The 15,867-nt window shown below is 72.6% G+C and carries 17 protein-coding genes and 1 pseudogene; 12 read left to right on the top strand and 6 right to left on the bottom strand.

The window, feature by feature from the left end:
* Positions 1-159 precede the first annotated feature (159 nt).
* Positions 160-546 carry a VOC family protein gene (locus ACFV4G_RS38995; protein WP_380447551.1) on the bottom strand — a complete coding sequence of 129 codons (387 nt, stop codon included), beginning with the start codon at positions 544-546 and terminating at the stop codon, positions 160-162.
* A 205-nt stretch (positions 547-751) separates the two neighbouring features.
* On the opposite strand from ACFV4G_RS38995, the gene ACFV4G_RS39000 reads away from it, so the two are divergent.
* On the top strand, positions 752-1,654 hold the full coding sequence (locus ACFV4G_RS39000; protein ID WP_380447553.1) for a LysR family transcriptional regulator: 903 nt from the start codon (positions 752-754) through the stop codon (positions 1,652-1,654).
* Between the two features lie 5 nt (positions 1,655-1,659).
* Here the strand turns inward: ACFV4G_RS39000 and ACFV4G_RS39005 are convergent, their stop codons facing one another.
* The 3 genes from ACFV4G_RS39005 to ACFV4G_RS39015 are packed head-to-tail and all read right to left on the bottom strand — an operon-like array spanning position 1,660 to position 3,556.
* Positions 1,660-2,232: a GNAT family N-acetyltransferase gene (locus tag ACFV4G_RS39005; protein ID WP_380447555.1), complete on the bottom strand. Its 573-nt coding sequence runs from the start codon at positions 2,230-2,232 to the stop codon at positions 1,660-1,662.
* A gap of 9 nt (positions 2,233-2,241) precedes the next feature.
* On the bottom strand, positions 2,242-2,631 hold the full coding sequence (locus ACFV4G_RS39010) for a hypothetical protein (RefSeq protein ID WP_380447557.1): 390 nt from the start codon (positions 2,629-2,631) through the stop codon (positions 2,242-2,244).
* The gene (locus ACFV4G_RS39015) at positions 2,624-3,556 is read right to left on the bottom strand and encodes an oxidoreductase (protein WP_380447559.1); all 933 of its coding nucleotides are present in this window, start codon (positions 3,554-3,556) and stop codon (positions 2,624-2,626) included. The genes ACFV4G_RS39010 and ACFV4G_RS39015 overlap by 8 nt, the downstream gene beginning before the upstream one ends.
* 118 nt (positions 3,557-3,674) lie before the next feature.
* Here ACFV4G_RS39015 and ACFV4G_RS39020 point away from each other — a divergent pair, with 118 nt between their 5' ends.
* The 3 genes from ACFV4G_RS39020 to ACFV4G_RS39030 all read left to right on the top strand — a co-directional run bounded on the left by ACFV4G_RS39020 (position 3,675) and on the right by ACFV4G_RS39030 (position 6,465).
* On the top strand, positions 3,675-4,226 hold the full coding sequence (locus tag ACFV4G_RS39020) for a TetR/AcrR family transcriptional regulator (RefSeq protein WP_380447561.1): 552 nt from the start codon (positions 3,675-3,677) through the stop codon (positions 4,224-4,226).
* A gap of 214 nt (positions 4,227-4,440) precedes the next feature.
* Positions 4,441-5,787, top strand: coding sequence for a threonine--tRNA ligase (thrS, locus tag ACFV4G_RS39025; protein ID WP_380447563.1), 1,347 nt, complete (start codon positions 4,441-4,443; stop codon positions 5,785-5,787).
* A gap of 126 nt (positions 5,788-5,913) precedes the next feature.
* Complete coding sequence (locus ACFV4G_RS39030; RefSeq protein WP_380447565.1) at positions 5,914-6,465, top strand: hypothetical protein; 552 nt, start codon at positions 5,914-5,916, stop codon at positions 6,463-6,465.
* A 55-nt stretch (positions 6,466-6,520) separates the two neighbouring features.
* Here ACFV4G_RS39030 and ACFV4G_RS39035 read toward each other — a convergent pair whose 3' ends face one another.
* Entirely contained in the window at positions 6,521-6,925 is a 405-nt protein-coding gene (locus ACFV4G_RS39035) for a VOC family protein (RefSeq protein WP_380447567.1), read from the bottom strand.
* Positions 6,926-6,999: 74 nt separating this feature from the next.
* On the opposite strand from ACFV4G_RS39035, the gene ACFV4G_RS39040 reads away from it, so the two are divergent.
* The 7 genes from ACFV4G_RS39040 (at position 7,000) to ACFV4G_RS39070 (ending at position 14,339) form a co-directional block, all read left to right on the top strand.
* Positions 7,000-7,494 (top strand): MarR family winged helix-turn-helix transcriptional regulator, encoded by a 495-nt coding sequence (locus ACFV4G_RS39040; RefSeq protein ID WP_380447569.1) that lies wholly within the window; start codon positions 7,000-7,002, stop codon positions 7,492-7,494.
* 69 nt (positions 7,495-7,563) lie between these two features.
* Complete coding sequence (locus tag ACFV4G_RS39045) at positions 7,564-8,430, top strand: GNAT family N-acetyltransferase (RefSeq protein WP_380447571.1); 867 nt, start codon at positions 7,564-7,566, stop codon at positions 8,428-8,430.
* A gap of 158 nt (positions 8,431-8,588) precedes the next feature.
* The gene (locus ACFV4G_RS39050) at positions 8,589-10,787 is read left to right on the top strand and encodes a protein kinase (protein WP_380447573.1); all 2,199 of its coding nucleotides are present in this window, start codon (positions 8,589-8,591) and stop codon (positions 10,785-10,787) included.
* On the top strand, positions 10,784-12,910 hold the full coding sequence (locus tag ACFV4G_RS39055; RefSeq protein WP_380447575.1) for a serine/threonine-protein kinase: 2,127 nt from the start codon (positions 10,784-10,786) through the stop codon (positions 12,908-12,910). The genes ACFV4G_RS39050 and ACFV4G_RS39055 overlap by 4 nt, the downstream gene beginning before the upstream one ends.
* A gap of 25 nt (positions 12,911-12,935) precedes the next feature.
* Complete coding sequence (locus ACFV4G_RS39060; protein ID WP_380447577.1) at positions 12,936-13,541, top strand: hypothetical protein; 606 nt, start codon at positions 12,936-12,938, stop codon at positions 13,539-13,541.
* A complete protein-coding gene (locus ACFV4G_RS39065) occupies positions 13,528-13,770 on the top strand; it encodes a hypothetical protein (RefSeq protein ID WP_380447579.1) in 243 nt (80 codons plus the stop codon). Before ACFV4G_RS39060 ends, ACFV4G_RS39065 begins: the two co-directional genes overlap by 14 nt.
* A gap of 92 nt (positions 13,771-13,862) precedes the next feature.
* Complete coding sequence (locus tag ACFV4G_RS39070) at positions 13,863-14,339, top strand: transposase (protein ID WP_380447581.1); 477 nt, start codon at positions 13,863-13,865, stop codon at positions 14,337-14,339.
* A 233-nt stretch (positions 14,340-14,572) separates the two neighbouring features.
* Here ACFV4G_RS39070 and ACFV4G_RS39075 read toward each other — a convergent pair whose 3' ends face one another.
* Positions 14,573-15,067, bottom strand: coding sequence for an RICIN domain-containing protein (locus ACFV4G_RS39075; RefSeq protein ID WP_380447583.1), 495 nt, complete (start codon positions 15,065-15,067; stop codon positions 14,573-14,575).
* A 396-nt stretch (positions 15,068-15,463) separates the two neighbouring features.
* Between ACFV4G_RS39075 and ACFV4G_RS39080 the strand changes: the two are divergent.
* Positions 15,464-15,775, top strand: a pseudogene (locus ACFV4G_RS39080) (transposase family protein); the annotation flags it as partial.
* Positions 15,776-15,867: the final 92 nt, after the last annotated feature.

A 15,867-nucleotide genomic window follows, 5' to 3' on the forward strand; every position in this document is an offset into this window, starting at 1 on the left:
CGCCGCCACCAGGTCGACCGTCGGGGGGGGCGCGGGGGTGGGGGGCGGGGGGGGTTTTGGGGCGGGGTTCGGGCCCCCCCCGGGGGGGCACCACCCCGGCGGGCGCCCGCGCGTCACCCCGGGCACCCCCCCGGGGGCGCGGGGCGCCCCTCCTCTGCTTCAGGCGGCGGTGTCCTGCGGGTACCACCGGAGTTCGACGGTGTTGCCGTCCGGGTCCTGGACGTAGACGGAAGTGGCGGTGCCACGGGCGCCGTAGCGGGGGACGGGGCCCTCCAGGACGGTGAAGACGCCCGAGTCGATGACCTCCTGCCAGTCGAGGGGCTCGACGGTGAGGCAGATGTGGTCCACGTTGGACTCGTGCCGGGGGCGGTGCACCAGGTCGATGATGGTCTCGGCGGTGACCCGGACGGACGGGAAGGACACCTTGCCGGCCCGCCACTCGTCGACCCGGACGGGCTCCAGGCCGAGGAGGCCGGAGTAGAAGGCGAGGGACCGCTCGATGTCGGCGACGTTGAGGACGAGGTGGTCGAAGGCGATGACGCGCATGGTGGCCGGCTCCGGGGGTGTGGCTTCCGCTGGTGACGGGTTCCACGATCCTCCGCCCGGAAGTGATCATCAATGCCGGATCGTCGTATGATCGTTGAGCTGAATTAAACGATGCCGAGCGGTGTCGAACGATGCCGGAGCGAGCGGTGCCGGAGTAGGCGATGCCGGATCGAACGATGCCGGGAGCGGCGGGCGAGGGGGCACCATGCTGGAGCGGCTGGAGACCGAGGTCTTCCTCGCGCTCGCCGGGGAACTGCACTTCGGCCGGACCGCCGAGCTGCTGAACCTCACCACCGGGCGGGTCAGCCAGGTGGTCAGGAAGCTGGAGCGCCGGATCGGCGCGCCGCTGTTCGAGCGCACCAGCCGGTCCGTCCGGCTCACCCCGGTCGGGCGGCAGCTGGCCGATGACCTCGTCCCGGTGGTGGCCGCGATGGAGGAGGCGCTGCGCCGCGCGGTGGACGCCGGCCGGGGGGTGACGGGCGAGCTGCGGGTCGCGTTCATGGGGGAGTGGACGGCGCCGGTGCTGCTCCGGGCGGTCGCGCTGTTCGGCGAGCGGCACCCCGACTGCCGGGTGGACGTCCGGGAGGCGCAGCTCTCGAATTCGCGGTCCGGCCTGGCGGACGGCTCGGTCGACGTCCTGGTCGCCTCCTTCCCCTTCGACGGCATGGCCACCGGGCCGGTCCTGCTGACCGAGCGCCGGGTCCTGGCGGTGCCGGCCGGGCACCCGCTGGCGGCGGAGGAGTCGGTGTCGCTCGACGTGCTCGCGGACCACCCGGTGGTGCAGTACCCGGCGGTGACGTCGGTCGGGTTTAAGCGCGACCGCACCCCCGACCGCACCCCGTCCGGCCGCCCGGTGCCCAAGGGGCCGTCCGGCGGGACGTTCTCCGAGATGCTCAGCCTGGTCGCGCTGGGCCGGGGCGTCCTGCCGGTCGGCGAGCACTGCCGCCAGTACTACCCGCGCCCCGACCTGGCCTATGTCCCGATCCACGACGCCCCGCCGATCGAGCGTGGCCCGGTCTGGCTGCCGGGCAACACGACGGAGCGGGTCCGCGAGTTCGTCCGGGCGGCGGCCGACGTGGCCGCCGCCGGTGCGGCCGTGGCGCGGTAACGCGCTCAGCCCGCCGGGGTCGTGGCCGGCTGGTCGCAGAAGGTGCCGGACGCGAAGCTGAACACGGTGTACGCGCGGTCCGCCACGGTGAACTCCGCCGCCTCGCGCATGCCCAGGTGCCGGTGGACCGCGAGCGACTTGTGGTTGGACTGTTCGACGAACAGGACGCCGTGGTCGAAGCGGTCGCGCAGGTTCGCGTCGACCGCCCGCAACAGGCGCCGCACGACCCCGCGCCCGCGGAACTCCGGATCCACGACCACCGGCCCGTACAGGTAGAAGCGGTCCGGCGCGAGCCCGGCGCGCACGGCGGCCTCGCAGGTCTGACGCGGCGGCCCTTCGTCGAGGGCCGGGGAGGCGGGAGCGGTGAGGGCGGCGCCCGCGATCCGCCCGTCCTCCTCGACGATGTAGATGCCGGTGGTGGCCTCCATGCCGGCGAGCTTGTCCTCGTCGAAGCGGCCCTGCACGAAACCCCGCTCCGCGCGCTCCTCCGGGGACAGTCCGTCGCCCCGGGCGCCGTCGATCAGGGCGAGCACTCTGGCACGGTCGGCGGCGACTGCTGTACGTGTCGACAAGGTCATGCCGACAACCTATCCGGCCCCGGCGGCCGGGCGTTCGTCGGCCCGCGGCCCTTTGTGGCACCAGGGCGGGAGGGCGGCACAGAGGGCGCCGAAGGGAAGGAAGGCGGCCGCGTGCCAACAGGCGTACCCGATGAGGACGTTGCCGCTCAGCAGCATGGTGCTCCAGAGCGCCAGCGTCGTCACCGCGGCACTGAGCAGTCCGGCACGGGTGCCGGACCTCGGGTCCGCGGCGCGGAGGCCCGCGAGCGTCCACAACGACAGGGTGGCCGCGATGACGACCGGCGCCGCAACGGAGCCGGGAACGGCATCGAACGCTCCCGTCCGTTCACGGAGGAAGTCGAGCGACTGCACGCCGCCGGCCGCGAGCCCCAGCCATGCCGCTCGTCCCTTCTCACTCATCGGATGCTCCGAAGTCGTAGCGCACGCCGGTCAGTTGCTCCGAGGCCTCCCACAACGTCCGCTGCGCGCCGGTGTCGTGCGAGCCGGGACTCGAACTCCTCACGACCGGGTGGCCGCTGAACTCGCCCGGGCCGCTGGGGGCGTAGTACTCGCCTCCCTTGGCCTCCGGGTCGGTGGCGGCGCGCAGGATCGGCAGGGCGCCGTGCTGGGCGGTGTGGGTGAACGGGCGCCACAGTCCCCAGGACGGTCCCCGGAAGAGGGCGGGCATCGAACGGTTCAGCTCGGTGCGGGCCGCGCCGGGGTGAGCGGCCACCGAGAGCAGGGCGGAGCCCGAGGCGACGAGGCGGCGCTGCAACTCGTGGGCGTGGAGCAGGTTGGCCAGCTTGGACCGGGCGTAGGCGGCGGCCGGGCGGTACCCGCGCGTGAACCGGAGGTCGTCGAAGTCGAGTCGTGCCGACCGGTGGGCGGGGCTGGTGACCGTCACGATCCGGGCGCCCGGAGTGTCGCGGAGCAGGTCGAGCACGAGTCCGGTGAACGCGAAGTGGCCGAGGTGGTTGATCCCGAGGTGTGTCTCGAAACCGTCCCGGGTGCGGCCGGGCGGGGCCCACATGACGCCCGCGTTGTTGATCAGGAGGTCCAACCCGGTGCACATCGTGTGGAGTTGGTCGGCCGCGGCCCGAACGGACGACAGTGCGGCCAGGTCCAGCGGCAGGGTGACGACGCGGGATCGCGGTGCGGTGCCGCGGATCCGTGCGGCGGCCTGTTCGGCGCGTTCGGCGTCGCGGCAGGCGAGCACCACCGTGGCGCCGCGCCGGGCCAGCGACTCGGCGGTGTGGAAGCCGACGCCGGTGTTGGCCCCGGTGATCAGTGCGGTGCGGCCGGTCTGGTCGGCGATGCGCTCGGCGGTCCAGCGGTGCTGTGCCATCCGATCCTCCTGGTGACGGAGAGTATAATCGGGATGAGCGTCCCGCTTTCACTATCCGGGACGCCCGTCCCGGTTGTCAACGGCGATCGGGGCCCGAACGGGCGGAGGGAGACGGGGCGTGCGGGCCGATGCGCAGCGCAACCGCGTGAAGGTGCTCGAAGCCGCCTCGGCGGCCTTCGCGGAGGAGGGCCTCGCGGTGAGCGTCCAACGGATCGCCAGGCGGGCCGGCGTGGGCACGGGCACGGTGAGCAGGCACTTCCCCACCAAGGACGACCTGTTCCGGGCGATCGTGCTCAGCCGCGTCGAGCGGCTGGTCGAGCGGGCCCGCGCCCTCGCCGACGAGGAGGAGCCGGGCGAGGCCTTCTTCGGGTTCTTCGCCTACATGGTCGCGGAGGGCGCGATCAACCGGGGGCTGGGAGAGGCCCTGGCCGGCGCGGGGTTCGACATGGAGGGCGCCGCGATCGAGGCCGGCTACGACGTGGGTGCTGCCCTGTGCGACCTGCTCGTCGGTGCGCAGCGGGCGGGCGTGGTGCGGGCGGACGTGACCGTGGCGGACGTCAAGGCGCTCATGCTGGCCTGCCTCACGCGGGAATTCACGCAGCCCGAGGAGGGCGCTCGCGAGCGCCTGCTGGATGTCGTGCGCAGGGGGTTGCGGCCGGAGGCCGACTGACCGCAGGCCGAGCGGGGGGTCCGAAAAAAGATCACCACCGGCTTCATCCACCTGCTACGGTGGATCACATGAAGCGCGCTGCACTCGCCACGACGACGCCGGAGAGAGTCCCGGTGCGCTGACTGCTGACCTAGTCCGAAGCCCCGGGGCGAGTGCCCCGGGGCTTCGCCGTTCCCGGATCCACTCGTCCCGCCCTCCGAGTGGAGACCACCCCATGAACGTTCACGCCCCCGCCGACGTCCACGCCGCCCCCGCCGACGTCCACGCCGCCCCCGCCGACTGCGCCGCCGCGCATGACCACGCCGCCGCCGCGCACGAGCACGTGCCCGCCGCGCACGACCACCGCAAGCTCGGCCGCGAGCTGGACCTCTTCGACACCGATCCCTTGATGGGCTCCGGCCTGCCCTACTGGCTGCCCGACGGCGCCGCCGTCCGCCACGCCCTGGAGGAGTACATCCGCGGCCGCGAGCGCCGCGCCGGCTACCGCCACGTCTACTCGCCCGTCCTCGGCAAGCGCGAGCTGTACGAGATCTCCGGCCACTGGGCGCACTACCGCGACGACATGTACCCGCCCATGCAGGTCGGCTCGGAGGAGATGGTGCTGCGCCCCAGCCTCTGTCCCCACCACGCGCTGATGTACCGCTCCCGCCCGCACAGCTACCGCGAACTGCCACTGCGCATGGCGGAGTTGGGCGGCATGTACCGCTCCGAGCTGTCCGGCGTGCTGGGCGGCCTCACCCGCGTCCGGGCGATCCAGCTGAACGACGCCCACGTCTTCTGCACCCCCGAGCAGGCCGCCGACGAGGCCGTCGCCGCACTGGAGCTGATCCGCGAGGCGCACCGCGCGCTCGGCATCGTGCCCGTCCGCTACCGCCTCTCGCTGCCCGGCGCGGGCGGCAAGTACGTGGCCGACCCGGCCCTTTGGGAGCGGGCGGTCGCGCTGCTCACCGAGGTGCTGGAGCGCTCCGGCGTGCCGTTCGAGGCGGCGGAGGGCGAGGCCGCGTTCTACGGGCCCAAGATCGACGTCCAGATCGCCGACGGCGCCGGGCGCGAGTTCACCCTCTCCACCGTCCAGATCGACTTCCACCAGCCCGAGCGGTTCGACCTGCACTACATCGGGCCGGACGGCGCCAAGCACCGCCCGGTGATGGTCCACCGCAGCGTGATCGGCAGCGTCGAGCGGGTGGTCGCCCACCTGATCGAGCTCTACGGCGGAGCGTTCCCCGCATGGCTCGCGCCGGCCCAGATCGTGCTGGTGCCGATCTCGGAGGCCGAGGTCCCGCAGGCCGAGCGGCTGCGTGCGCGCTGCCTGGACCTCGGGCTGCGCGTCGAGATCGCCGGTCCCGAGCACGGGAGCCTCGGGGCGCGGATCCGGGAGGCGCGCCTGGTGCCGTACCAGGCGGTGATCGGCGCGCGGGAGGCGGCGGACGGGCGCGTCGCGCTGCGCCTGCGGGACGGGCGCCGGCTCGACCCGATGCCGGCCGAGGAGGCGCTGGCGCGGATCGGCGCGCTGGTGGCGGCGTACAGCGGCGAGTTGTGGGAGGACGAGCCGGCCCGCTGATCCGAGGGCATACGTACGACTAGTGCGGCAAGCGGTGTGTCGGATCGTCAAGATGGCTCGGCCGCCCGTCGAATGGGCGCGGCGGCCGACTCCCCGGCCGCCGTCCCCCTCGTTCCGGAGGTACCCATGCGTATCCCGCGCAGGATCGTCGGACCCGCCCTCGCGGCGTGCCTGGCCCTCGCCGGCTCGGCCGCCGTCGCACCCGCCGCCCCGGCCTCGCCGCTCCCGTCCCGGCCGCTGCCGATCCCGGCGGTCCAGTACTGCGCCGCCGTCCTCGGCCACGTGCCCGGCGCGGACGGCCGGTCCCCGATGCTCGGGCGGGCCTGTTCGACGGACTCCCGCGAGGACGCCCTCGCCAAGGCCGACGGCGTGGACCGCTCCGCCGAGCGGCCGATGGACCGCACGCTGCTGCTGGAGGAGTTCAAGGACGTCGAGTACGGGGGTGGCGTCCTCTACGCCTTCTACGGCGATGCGGGCGGTTGCGACGCCACCGGCTACCACCTCGTGAACTACTTCGACGTGGCGCTCAACGTCTCGTCGATGAAGGGCTACAACAACTGCAACGCCGTCCACCTGTGGTCCACCCTCGACGTGGAGAAGACGATGGACCTGCCGGCCCCCGCTCTGGGCGGCAACTTCAACGATGCCGTCCGCGAACTCCAGGTCTTCCACCGCTGAGTGCCTGTCCCGGCGGCCCGGCGCGCCCGGGCGGGCAGGGCCGCCGGGACGCGTGTCAGTAGGACTGGAGTTCTACCAGGTGCCCGTCCGGGTCCCGCAGGTGGGCGCTGCGCAGGTTCGGGCCCCACTCCGGACGGTCGGTGGCGGGCACGGCGAGGGTGCCGCCGTGGGCGAGGCAGAGGGCGAGCGCCGCGTCGACGTCGTCGACGCGGAAGGCGAGCATCGCGGAGTCCTGAGCGGCGGCCCGGACGGGCAGGTCCGTGGTGCCGAGGGTGGCGGCCATCGCGGCGCGGTCGTAGAGCACGAGGACGGCCTGGTCGTCGACGTCCCAGTTGGCGTACGGGCCCTCGGGGGCGCCCTTGACCAGGACGGCGCCGGTGAGGGGCGGGAGGACCGCGCGGTAGAAGCCGAAGCACTCGGCGAAGCGCGTGACGAGCAGACGGGGGTACAGGGCGTCCATGACCAGGGCTCCTGGGAGTGACTCGAATATTAATAGGTGCAGACCCACTATAGGAAGAACCCTAGAATCCAGCCATGACCCCTCCCGCCGCCCCGTCCCCGTTCCCGTCCCCTTCCTCGGGCGACATGCCCCCGACCCTGCTCGACCTCGGCACCTACCTCCTCTCCCGGATCGGCCGCACCGCGCGGGTCCGCCTCGGCGAGCGGCTGGCCGGACGCGGGCTGCGGCTGTGGGACATGGCCGTGCTGGCAGCCCTCGCCGACTTCGGGCCGCACGCCCAGCGCGAACTCTGCGAGCGGCTCGCCCTGGACCCGAGCGACCTCGCCAAGATCGCCGACCAACTCGCCGCCGGCGGCTACGTCGAGCGGGCCCGCGACAGCGCCGACCGGCGGCGCGTGTCGGTGTCCGTGACGGACGCGGGTCGGGCGCTGCTCGCCGAACTCGACGCCGAGGCGCGGTCGGTGCAGGACGAGGTACTCGCACCGCTGGACGCGGAGGAGCGGGAGGTGCTCCAGGGGCTGCTGCTGCGCGTCCACGCCGGGCTGACGACAGGGCGGTTGGGCCTGTGAGGCGGTAGCAGGCGTAGGCCCGTGGGAAATCGGGTGCGGAGCGTCGGCGGGCTGGTGTGAAATCGAGGGATGGCGATCACGATGAGCACGCCGAAGGTCGACGAACTCCGTTCCGCTGCTGGCGTGTTGACCGACTGGCAGCACGACGACCGACCCGCGGAGCTACACCCGGGAGACGTCGGCTGGTTCCGGCGGTTCGGTGCGGAGCGAACGGCCGCAGCCGTCCGGATGTGGAGCCGGGCGGGGGAGCTACTGGCCGTCGGCCTGCTGGACGGACCGGGCGTGCTGCGGCTGCAGATCGCGCCGAAGGCACTCCACGACGAGGAACTGGCACGGCAGGTGGCCGAGGACGCAGCGTCCCCCCGGCGCGGCGTGCTCCCGGAGGGCGAGGCGTACGTGGCCACCCCGCCGGGCGCGCTCGTCCGCGACCTGCTGGTGCGGCACGGCTGGGAGGACGGTGACGCCTGGACGCCGCTGCGCCGCGAACTCGGCGAGCCCGTACCGGAACCCGGCGTGCACGTCGAGGTGGTGGGGCCCGAGCAGGCACCCGAGCGGACTGCTGTCCAGCGCTCGGCGTTCGCCAACTCCACCTTCACCGACGAACGCTGGCACACGATGGCGGCAGCCGCCCAGTACGCCGCCGCGCGCTGCCTGCTCGCCTGCAACGACCGGGGCGAACCGGTGGCTGCCGCGACGGTGTGGTCCGCAGGAGAAGGCAGACCAGGCCTGATCGAGCCGATGGGCGTCCACGCGGACCACCGCGGCCTCGGCTACGGCCGCGCTATCGTGCTCGCCGCGGCGCGGACACTCCAGGATCTGGGCTCCTCCAACGTCGTCGTGTGTACGCCGAGTTCCAACGCCGCCGCCATCGCCACCTACCGATCGGCCGGACTCCGGCGACTGCCGGAGCTCCGGGATCTGCGCCGAAAGGCTTGAAGGCCTCTCCTTCGTCTCCGGCCTGTCGAGCAACGCGTCGGACGCCTCCAGCCTGCCCGGCCGGCAGATGGGATCCCCCAATACGGGGAAGGGAACCGCTGGATGAGCGGTACGTGTCACCCTGTCCGTGACGGCGGCGACATACCGGGGGAGGCTTGGTGGCTGCCAATGGTGACACCGAAGGAATAGCGGAACAGCCGGCCGTGTTCGTGGGCCCCCATCAGTTGCTGCGGCCGTTGGGCGAGGGCGGGATGGGGGTGGTGTACCTGGCCCGCTCGCCCGGACTGAGGCTGCTCGCGGTGAAGGTCATCCGGCCCGAGTACGCGGAGGACCCGCGGTTCCAGCGCCGGTTCCAGCAGGAGGTGGAGGCCGCCCGGCGGGTGACGGGGTTCCACACGCCGCCCGTGGTGGACGCGCAGCCGCGCGGTTCCCGGCCGTGGATGGCCACGGCGTACCTGCCGGCGCCGTCGCTCGGCGAGGTGGTCAGGCGGTTCGGCCCGCTCGGCGAGGCGGGTGCGCGGGCTTTGGGGGCGGCCCTCGCGGAGGCGCTGGCCGCGATCCACGCGGTGGGCGTGGTGCACCGTGACCTCAAGCCGGGCAATGTGCTCATCGCGCGGGACGGTCCGCGTGTCATCGACTTCGGGATCAGCCGTGCCTTCGACGCCGTTCACCTGACCCGGACCGGCATGGTGTGCGGCACGCCCGGATACATCGCTCCCGAGCGCATCGTCTCCGCATCCGTCACCTTCGCCTCGTCGGACGTGTTCTCGCTCGGCTGCCTGCTGGTGTACGCGCTCACCGGCCGTGCCCCGTTCGGCACCGGTGAGCCCGCGCAGATCAACCGGCGGGCGGTCTACGAGGAGCCCGAACTCGCCGGTGTGCCGGCCGTGTTGCGCCCACTGGTGGCCGCGTGCCTGGACAAGGAGCCTGCCCGGCGGCCCTCGGCGGCGGCCGTGCTGGCCGCACTGGCCCCGGTGGATCCGGCGGCGCTGCTGAGTCCGGGCCTGCTGGCCGACCTCGACGCCCGGGAGCGGCAGGCCGCGATCGACCTGGCCGCGCCGCCCGCCGATCCGCCCGCGCTGCCGGTGCGGACGTGGCAATCGCTCAGCCGCCGCGGCCTGTTCGGCCTCGGCGCCGGGCTCGGCGCGGGTGTGGCTGCGGCCGTCGGCGTGCCGCTGCTGCTCACGCGTCGGGCACGGGCGGCGGCCGGGACGGCGACGGTCGGCAATCCCGTGGACGCATGGGGAGCCGACGCGGGAGGCGCGAGCCCCGCGACCGAGGCCCCGGCCCCGCTGTGGAGCCAGCCGTTCGGCGGTGTGGCGGTCGACCATCAGCTCTCCCTCATCGGCTCGACGCCGGTGTGGTGGAACGCGGGGCTGGGCGCGACCGGCCTGGACGCCTCGACGGGGCGTCAGGCGTGGTCCCGGCAGGACGTCCAGTTGTTCCAGGCGCAGAACGGGCTGCTCTACGGGACGTCCATGGACTTCAAGAGTCTGGTGTGGCTGAACGCCACGGCCGAGGACCACCGGATCCCGCTCACCGTGCCCACCGAGCAGCGGTGGGAGGCCATGATGAGCATGCGGGTCTTCGGCGCGGACGACCGGACCGTGGTGATGGCCCGGCAGACGGCCTCCGCCGGCGGCGGAGTCGTCGTCGGGGCCGATCTGGGCACCGGGGAGGTGCTGTGGCAGCACGACGTCGCCCAGGCGCCGGTGTTCGTGGCCCGCCTCGATGAGGCCTCGTACAGCGGTTCCGGCAGCTTGATGGGCCTGGTCGCCGACGGCAGGTGCTACTACCGCGACGGTGACGTCCAGCACGCGGTGGACCTGCGGACCGGAGTGTCCCAGTGGCAGGCCGTCGGTCTCGCGGGTGGCATTGCCGGGCAGCCCGCACGGCTGATCCGCAGCGGCGAACTGCTGCTGGTCGTCGTCGGTCAGACGGTGGTGGCCCTGGAAGCGGCCACCGGGCGGCAGCGCTGGCTGGCTCCGCCCGTCCCGCAGGCGGTCTTCGGCTGTGCACTCGGTGCCGGCAGGCTGCTGCTGTCCGGGAACCTGGGCACCGCCTACTGCCTGGACGTCACGACCGGCAAAGGGCTGTGGCACTCCACCGTGGCGACGGCGACCTCGCCGGGCACGGGGATGGACTTCCGGGTGCCGTCGGCAGGCGACGGCTTCTTCGGCGTCTCCCTGCTGGGCGGGCCGTCCGGGGCCGCCGTCCTGGACGCCACCGCAGGCGCGGTCCGCTGGGTGTCACGCCCGGCCTCCGACGAGGGCCAGTGGACCACCGCGGCCGTCGGCGGAACGCTCTACTGCGCCTCCTCCACCACGCTGCGCGCCTTCCGGGCCGGCGCCGCATGAGCGCGCAGAGCATCGGTCCCTACCGCATCCTGCGCAAGCTCGGCGCGGGGGGCATGGGCGCCGTCTACCTGGCCGCCACCGGCAGCGGGCGCCCCGTCGCGGTGAAGACCGTGCAGCAGGAGTACGCGGCCGACGCCGAGTTCCGGCGCAGGTTCACCCAGGAGGTGGCGGCGGCCAGGTCGGTCAACGGGGCCTACACCGTGGCGGTGGTGGACGCCGACACCGAGGCGGAAGTCCCGTGGCTGGCCACCGAGTTCGTCGCCGGACCGTCGCTGTACGAGGCCGTGGTACGCCACGGCGCGCTCGCCGGGCCCGCGCTGCAGGTCCTGGGAGCGGGCCTGGTGGAGGCGCTCGCCGCGATCCATCGCGCCCGGATCATCCACCGGGACTTGAAGCCCTCGAACATCCTGGTCGCCCGGGACGGCCCGAGGGTCATCGACTTCGGGATCAGCAAGCCGACGGCCGACGCGCTGCCCACCGCGAGCGGCCAGATCATCGGCACTCCCGGGTTCATGTCCCCCGAACACGCGGCAGGGCTGAACCTCACCCCCGCCAGCGACCTGTTCTCACTCGGCGCCGTGCTGGCCTTCGCCGGGACCGGCCGCACGCCCTTCGGCGAAGGGCCGCCGGCGGTGCTGATCTACCGGGCCTCCGAGGAGCCTCCGGACCTCGACGGAGTGCCACCGGAGCTGGTGGGACTGCTGGTGCGCTGTCTGGACCGGAATCCGGCCCGGCGGCCCACGCCCACCGAGCTCGCCGAGGCCTTCCGGTACGGCCCGGCGGTCGGCGCCGACTGGCTGGGAGGGGCGGAGCGGACCGTACGCCGGCGTGAGCGCGAACTGGCCCGGGTGCTGAGCGATCCGAACGGCACCCGGCGCCGGCTGCTCGTCCTCGGCGGAGCACTGCTCGCCACGGCCGCCGCGGGCGGTGTCACCCGGGCCCTGTGGCCGGGCACCTCGGGGGAGCCCCCGACGGCCTGGTCGGCGACGCTTCCCCGGGCCGGCATGACACCGGTCGGCTGCGGACCAGCGGCGGTGGTGTGCGCGGACCGCACGGGTGCCGTCGGCTACGACCGTTCCGACGGGCGGGTGCTGTGGAGCAGCACCGCGGAGGCGGGGATGCTCCCGGTCGGCGACGGCGGGCGGCTCTGGTCCGTGGACTCCGACGGCTCGGTGCGGGCACGCGACGCGCGCAGCGGCGACACGGTCTGGCGTTCGTCCGACCCGGTTCCCGGTGCGCAGTCCGTCGCCCTGCCGCTGTCGGGCCTGCTGCTGGTCACCGGAGCCGACGGAACGCTGCACGGCTACGACGCGGCCGGAGGGCGCCGACTGTGGAGCGGCACGGCGCTGGGCACCTCCTACGGCATCCAGGGCATGCCCTCGGCGGGGTCGCTGATCGTCACGCTCCTCGGGGACCTGGCCCGGGGCGCCGAGGGCGCCTTCCGGTTCGTGGCACTCGACAGCGCGACCGGACGCCAACGCTGGTCGCTCGTCGCCCAGGACCTGTACGCGCCGCGGGAGGGGAGCCGACTGTACGCCCTGGGCACGGATCTCGCCCTCACCGCCGTGGACGGCGAGAACGCGACCGTCCTCTGGAGCCGGCCCACCGGCTTTCGGTCAGCCGGTGCGATCGTGTTCACCGGTGCCTACCAGGGTTCGCTCTCGCTCCGCCAAGGGGTGGTCGCCTGTCTGCCCCTCACCGGGACGACGTCCACGTCCGGGACGACCGTGACGGCGGCCTTCGACACCGCGGGCGCCCGGCTCTGGACCGGCTCGCGCATCGGCGCCATCACCGGGTGCGCGGACGCCGGAACCGTCGTCGTGACCGGCGGCCCGCAGGACGCGTCCGCCCTCGACCTGCGCACCGGGCGCACCGCGTGGACCTGGCCGTCGCCACACGGCGCCGCCACCGTGTGGGGCGCCGCCGGAGGGTCGTTCCTGGTCACTGCGCCCACCGCCGCCGGGGGGATCACCGTGCAGTCGCTCACCAGCGCCGCCGGCACCCCGCAGTGGCATCAGACGTTCGCCCGGCAGCCAGGGGCCCCGCAAGTCCTCGCCCAGGACTCGGCCCTGCTGGTCGGCTACGGGACCACCCTGACCGCCTATCACCTGTCAGCCGGCTGACAGCCTCCGAAGGGTTGATCACGAGATGGCCGAGATCGAGGACACCCCGCCCGCCACCGAACCGCTGCCGACCCTCCCGGGCACCCGCCCCCTGCCGCCACAGCCCACTCCCGCCACCCTCCCCGACCCGGCGGACCTGCGCCCGGCCGGACCCTCCCGGCGGTGGACCTGGCTGCTCGGAGGCGTCACGGCCGGGGCGGGCACCGCAGCGCTCGTCCTGGGCCTGGTGGCCAACCTCGTCACCCCGGCGGCGACTGCGGGGACGACGGCCGCGACGACGGTCTCCGCCGCGACGACCGTCTCGGCCACGACGACCGTCGCGCCCGCACCGACCCTCTCGGTCACCTCCGGACCGGCGAGCCCTACGACGGAGCCCTACACCACCTTGGCCGCGGGCTGCGCCCTGGTTCGCCCCGAGACGGTCGACCGCTATGCGAAGGGAACCTCGTGCAGCGAGCAAAAGGACGTCGTGGGCATGACCAATGCGAGCGCGGGCTGGCACAGCAATGACGGAGGCTGGACCATGATGCAGGTCATGGTCCAGCTGTCCCCGGTCGCCGAGAGTGTCTACGAGGTCACCGTGGCCGGGCACCGGAACGGGGGGGGCCACCAGCGGAATGAAGGTCACTGACGACCGGGCCGTTCCCGGCATAGGGGAGAAGGCGACCCTGTTCTACACCACCATGAATGGGTACGGCCACGCCGACCTCGTGGTGCTCCAGCGCAACGCGCTCATCACCATCAGCTATGAGAAGGGCACCTTTTCCGGGGTCACCCTGAAGGACATCCCGCCCGCCGACGCCGAAGCCGCCGCCACCGCCTGCGGCCAGGACGTCGTGGCCACGCTCGCCGCCTCGTGAAACCCGCGACGCCACCGACCCCGGCCGTGCGTCGATCCAGCTAGGGACTTTCTTTCGGATCAGCGGGCGGACCAGATGAAGATGCCCGCGATGTGGAGTCCGGCCTGGTAGACGGTGGCGGTCTTCTCGTAGCGGGTGGCCAGGCCGCGCCAGTTCTTCAGGCGGTTGATGCAGCGTTCGACGGACGATGTGACAAGCCTCCTAACAAAGCACTACTAGTCGCCGACGCGCTTCGGGCTGCCTGCCGCACCCGCCGCCCAGCCGACCCGGTGGTGTTCCATTCGGATCGCGGCTGCCAATACACGAGTCGCGAATTCGCTCTTCCGGCAGGCAAGTTCGATGTCAGATTGTCGGTCGGCCGTACCGGGCAGTGCCGGGACAACGCGCTCGCCGAGTCGTTCTTCGCCACGCTGAAGCGGGAGTTGCCCGGCGACCGGCCGTGGTCGAGCCGGGCGGCGGCCCGCACCGCGATCTTCGAGTGGATCGAAGCCTGGTACAACATGCGAAGGCTGCACAGCGGCCTTGGCTACCGCAGTCCCGTCGAGTACGAGACCGTCCTGGCGGCCTGACCACCACACCGATGGTGTCCGTCAAAGCGGAGCAAGCTCACTGGGTGATCGCCGGAGGTGAGTCGGCTGACGTCCCCGGGCGCCAATACCCCTGCGGAGAACGAGAGATAGGCCCCTTCCGCAATCGCGGAAAGGGCCCTTCTGCGTTCAGGGGTCAGTCGGTCAGCTCGAACTCCTGCTTGATCAGCTCGGCCTGACGGGTTGGCCAGTGACGCTAGTGAGCCGGTGGTTCGTCAGCCGACGATGGCCCACGACTGGGGGTGGTTCCCGGGGTCGCCGCAGGTCCACAGCGTCAGCCAGGTCCCGTTGTCCAGGGAGTTGCCCTCCGAGGTGATGCACTTGCCACCGTGCAGGGTCCAGATCCGCTCCTGGTCGAGGTTGTAATCAAACCGCTGCGGGCTGGACGTCGCGTAGGGATCGCAGGTCCACAGAGTAAGCACGGCGCCGTTGGTACCCGAGGCGTTGCCGCGGGGCGTCATGCACTTGCCGCTCACGTCGTGAACCAGGAGCATCCCCTCCCAGTGCCAGTTCTGCAGGCTGCTGCCCGTGCAGGACCAGACCGTGACCACGGTGCCGTTGTCGGTGCTGTTCCCCTCAGGGGTCGCGCACTTGTTCTCGGTGTTCCACAGGACCGAGCTGCCGACGGCCTGCGCGGGGCTTGCAGCGAGTGAGGTGAACCCGATCATGGCGACCAGCGCGAAGAGCGCGGTCGAAAACTTGCGAATCATGTTTCCCCGGATCTTGGATCTTTTAATGTCTCGGCCTGCCGGGCCGTATGGTGCGCGCCCATGCCGAAAGGAGCCCCGGAGGGCTGGAACTTCTGGCAAGGGGCGGTCGCCCGCCCGGCACACGGCGGCGACCCACGAGCACTGAAGCCCGGGTCGCCGATGAAGGAGCGCCCAGGATGGGAGCGCATCGAACTGATCGTGTGTCGCATGGCGTGCGATCCGGGCACAGTATGTTCATTCAGCATGGTCGGTGTCCAGCCACATCCGAAAGCAGCTCCTCCGCAACGCCGTCGAAGGGTCTGCCCAATGAACGGCCCCGTCCCGTAGTCGGTGGTAACGATGTGCGGCGGGCGCCGTTGGCAGGTCCTGCGAGATGTCAATGAGCTTGTGGGCACGGTGTTTTCCGGGCTGTCGCCGCTGTCGATCGAGGACGTGGTGGACGAGGGCGAGGTGATCCGGGTGATGGCCCGGACCCAGGACGGTCCGGCGCCCTGCCCGGCCTGCGGGGCGCCGACGGACCGGGTGCACGGGTTCCACCGTCGAACGGCGGCGGACGTGCTGGCGGATGGCCGGCGGGTGCTGGTGGCGGTGCGCGTCCGCCGCTTGGCCTGCCCGGTACTGGGCTGTCGACGGCAGACGTTCCGTGAGCAGGTGCCTAGTCTGCTGGAGCGCTACCAGCGTCGAACGGGCCGCCTCGCTGACCAACTAGGGACTTTCTTTCGGATCAGCGGGCGGACCAGATGAAGATGCCCGCGATGTGGAGTCCGGCCTGGTAGACGGTGGCGGTCTTCTCGTAGCGG

This window comes from Kitasatospora sp. NPDC059747, from assembly GCF_042732955.1.
Classification (GTDB): domain Bacteria; phylum Actinomycetota; class Actinomycetes; order Streptomycetales; family Streptomycetaceae; genus Kitasatospora.

Excerpts from the sequence above, each read along its gene's own strand:
- ACFV4G_RS38995 (WP_380447551.1), bottom strand. The coding sequence starts at position 546 with ATGCGCGTCATCGCCTTCGACCACCTCGTCCTCAACGTCGCCGACATC.
- ACFV4G_RS39000 (WP_380447553.1), top strand. The coding sequence starts at position 752 with ATGCTGGAGCGGCTGGAGACCGAGGTCTTCCTCGCGCTCGCCGGGGAA.
- ACFV4G_RS39005 (WP_380447555.1), bottom strand. The coding sequence starts at position 2,232 with ATGACCTTGTCGACACGTACAGCAGTCGCCGCCGACCGTGCCAGAGTG.
- ACFV4G_RS39010 (WP_380447557.1), bottom strand. The coding sequence starts at position 2,631 with ATGAGTGAGAAGGGACGAGCGGCATGGCTGGGGCTCGCGGCCGGCGGC.
- ACFV4G_RS39015 (WP_380447559.1), bottom strand. The coding sequence starts at position 3,556 with ATGGCACAGCACCGCTGGACCGCCGAGCGCATCGCCGACCAGACCGGC.
- thrS (WP_380447563.1), top strand. The coding sequence starts at position 4,441 with ATGAACGTTCACGCCCCCGCCGACGTCCACGCCGCCCCCGCCGACGTC.
- ACFV4G_RS39030 (WP_380447565.1), top strand. The coding sequence starts at position 5,914 with ATGCGTATCCCGCGCAGGATCGTCGGACCCGCCCTCGCGGCGTGCCTG.
- ACFV4G_RS39035 (WP_380447567.1), bottom strand. The coding sequence starts at position 6,925 with ATGGACGCCCTGTACCCCCGTCTGCTCGTCACGCGCTTCGCCGAGTGC.
- ACFV4G_RS39040 (WP_380447569.1), top strand. The coding sequence starts at position 7,000 with ATGACCCCTCCCGCCGCCCCGTCCCCGTTCCCGTCCCCTTCCTCGGGC.
- ACFV4G_RS39045 (WP_380447571.1), top strand. The coding sequence starts at position 7,564 with ATGGCGATCACGATGAGCACGCCGAAGGTCGACGAACTCCGTTCCGCT.
- ACFV4G_RS39055 (WP_380447575.1), top strand. The coding sequence starts at position 10,784 with ATGAGCGCGCAGAGCATCGGTCCCTACCGCATCCTGCGCAAGCTCGGC.
- ACFV4G_RS39060 (WP_380447577.1), top strand. The coding sequence starts at position 12,936 with ATGGCCGAGATCGAGGACACCCCGCCCGCCACCGAACCGCTGCCGACC.
- ACFV4G_RS39065 (WP_380447579.1), top strand. The coding sequence starts at position 13,528 with ATGAAGGTCACTGACGACCGGGCCGTTCCCGGCATAGGGGAGAAGGCG.
- ACFV4G_RS39075 (WP_380447583.1), bottom strand. The coding sequence starts at position 15,067 with ATGATTCGCAAGTTTTCGACCGCGCTCTTCGCGCTGGTCGCCATGATC.